Below are 2767 nucleotides of genomic sequence, written 5' to 3'. Positions count from 1 at the left end.
AATTTAACTATGGAACAACAACCGATACAAGTAATTGGAGGTGGACTAGCTGGGACAGAAGCAGCTTGGCAAATAGCGCAAGCTGGAGTACCAGTGATTCTGCATGAAATGCGTCCAAAACGATTTAGTCCTGCTCATCATACAGAACATTTAGCAGAATTAGTGTGTAGTAATTCCTTTGGGGCAATGGCAAGCGATCGCGCGGCGGGATTATTGCACGAAGAATTACGCCAACTCGGTTCGATTGTCATCTCGAAAGCTGATGAACACGCCGTACCTGCTGGTGGGGCGCTAGCTGTAGACAGGGGACAATTTGGCCGAGATTTAACTGAAACTTTAGCGAATCATCCTTTAGTTGAATTCCGTCGAGGTGAAGTGTCTGCGATTCCTGAAGGGATTGTGGTTTTAGCAACCGGGCCTTTAACTAGTCCCGACTTAGCAGAAGATTTGCAACGCTTTACAGGGATGGAATACCTGAGCTTTTTTGATGCAGCTAGTCCGATTATCGTGGGAGAATCGATTAATCGTGACATTGCTTTTATGGCATCACGTTATGACAAAGGTGAAGCTGCTTATCTCAACTGCCCAATGAATAAAGAGCAGTACTTGCACTTTCGAGAAGAACTTTGTCAAGCTGAACAAACAGAACTCAAGGGTTTTGAACGGGAAACGGCGAAATTTTTTGAAGCTTGTTTACCCATAGAAGAACTAGCACAGCGCGGCGAAGATACCATGCGTTACGGCCCCCTGAAGCCAGTGGGGTTGTCAGATACTCGCACAGGCGAACGTCCTTATGCTGTGGTGCAGTTGCGACAAGAAGATAAAGCTGGTCAACTGTGGAACATGGTAGGATTTCAAACTAATCTGCGTTGGGGTGAGCAAAAGCGAATCTTTCAGTTAATTCCCAGTTTAGAAAAAGCAGAGTTTGTCAGGCTGGGAGTGATGCACCGCAACACTTTTATTAATGCTCCCCAGTTAATGCATCCTACCTTGCAATTTAAAGAGCGTCCGACATTATTGGCTGCTGGACAGTTGATTGGTACTGAAGGTTATACTGCGGCGGCTGCGGGTGGTTGCTTGGCGGGAATTAATGCAGCGCGGTTAGCTTTAGGTAAAGAAGCTTTAATTTTACCACCAACAACAATGATGGGTGCGTTATTAGAATTTATTAGTTCCGCTTCACCCAAGCATTTCCAACCAATGCCGCCTAACTTTGGGATTTTTCCCGATTTAGGAATGAAAATCAAAAGTAAACCAGAGCGTTATGGACGTTACCGCGATCGCTCTTTAGCTGATTTGGCAAACTGGAAAGCTAATCAATAATTAATGGGGATGGGGCATTGAGATTTCCCCATCTCCTCTCTCTCTATACCTTCAGTACCCAGGCTTCACGATTTTCAGAGCTAACAAAAGAGGCTGGTACGATTTCGAGATTTACTCCAAGTGCTTTAAAAGTGGCACGAATAGCCGCAGCATGGGCAGCCTCAGTAGAACCGATACTCGCGCCGACAGTAATCAACTTTGGAGTTTTCAACTTAGCAATTTCGTGGCTATAGGCGATCGCAGCATCAGTCTCCAAAGCTAAAGCCAGCTTGGCAATATTCACATCGCTATCCAAGTTCCCCTCACCCCTTTTGATGTATGATGAAACATCATAGTTAGACTCTGTTTTTACTGGAGTTCCCCCCAAACTAGTGATCGTAGCTGCTAAAGCATCTCGATGCTTTTTATGATCGGCTTGGTTGCGGAGCGCCAAAGCCAAAACAGCTTTACCAACTTCAGTATTAGTCAGTTTGCTAGCAGCAGCACCATAAGCCCAAATTGCCTGATGTTCGTAATAAAGAGCATTATTCAAAATTTTTACATCGTTTCGCCCAGCAGTTGTAGTCCGAGCATCAGCCTTCTGGGAAATCAGCGGCAAACCTAACGCAGTCGCTATACCACCAACTGCTCCACTCACTATTACCCCACGGCGCGAGGATTTTTTGCTTAAAGGGCTTTGATAGTCCATGAGTTAGTGTCTCCTAAAGAGATTACGGTTTATTTGATGCGGATATGAGAATGAGGGAATAGCCAGGACATGAATAACCCTGGCTGCAAATAATTGCCTTTGGAAAAGAAGAATTTTCCCAATGAATAGTTCTAATGTGTCTTGACTAGATGTTCACTTTCCAAGTCAATGACTGCTCATTTGTAACTCATTTTGGTAATGGTGTCAGCAATTACACCAAATTTAGATAAATACTATTTTTGTATTGTGAAGGAAACGTACTGTAGTCAAGCATTTAGTGAGATGATTCGCTTTGAATAGCAAGCAAAAGCAACTTTGTATTAGTTATACACTTGACACTCCCCGCGATAAATCGACGGGGATTCTTGAATCTAAGACATAACTTGCTCATGCAGGTTTTCACTCTTCATGAGTAGAGGTTTCATCTCCGCAAGCGTTGCCTACGTCTAGCGCAGAGGTTTCGATATGCCCTACCGTACCCAATCCTCGACTAAGGATATTTCTAGCTGCATTTTCATCTCTATCCATCACACATCCACACGAACATACGTGCGTTCGTGTAGATAGTGTTTTCTTAACAACTTCACCACAGCTAGAGCATTCAATACTAGTGTATTGCGGATTAACCGCAACCGTGACCCGTTTAAATACCTTCCCAAAGTACTCAAGCCAGACACGAAACTGATACCAAGATGCATCATTAATAGACTTGGCTAAACAGTGATTTTTCACCATATTTTTAATCCTCAAATCTTC

General features: G+C 43.8%; 3 protein-coding genes. 1 reads left to right on the top strand and 2 read right to left on the bottom strand.

From position 1 onward, the window contains the following. Nucleotides 1-9 precede the first annotated feature (9 nt). Nucleotides 10-1323, top strand: coding sequence for an FADH(2)-oxidizing methylenetetrahydrofolate--tRNA-(uracil(54)-C(5))-methyltransferase TrmFO (gene trmFO / locus HWQ37_RS07460; RefSeq protein ID WP_292745426.1), 1314 nt, complete (start codon nt 10-12; stop codon nt 1321-1323). 43 nt (nt 1324-1366) lie between these two features. On the opposite strand, the gene HWQ37_RS07455 is transcribed toward trmFO, so the two are convergent. After that, entirely contained in the window at nt 1367-2011 is a 645-nt protein-coding gene (locus HWQ37_RS07455) for a DUF4439 domain-containing protein (RefSeq protein WP_292745424.1), read from the bottom strand. A gap of 399 nt (nt 2012-2410) precedes the next feature. Beyond that, a partial coding sequence (locus HWQ37_RS07450) for an RNA-guided endonuclease InsQ/TnpB family protein (protein WP_465249677.1) occupies nt 2411-2767 on the bottom strand: 357 nt, incomplete at its 5' end.

The organism is Nostoc sp. NMS4 (genome assembly GCF_017115095.1).
Classification (GTDB): Bacteria; Cyanobacteriota; Cyanobacteriia; order Cyanobacteriales; family Nostocaceae; genus Nostoc.
This window is presented reverse-complemented; position numbering and strand designations above follow the sequence as displayed.

Coding starts and splice junctions, on each gene's coding strand:
- trmFO (WP_292745426.1), top strand. CDS start 10: ATGGAACAACAACCGATACAAGTAATTGGAGGTGGACTAGCTGGGACA.
- HWQ37_RS07455 (WP_292745424.1), bottom strand. CDS start 2,011: ATGGACTATCAAAGCCCTTTAAGCAAAAAATCCTCGCGCCGTGGGGTA.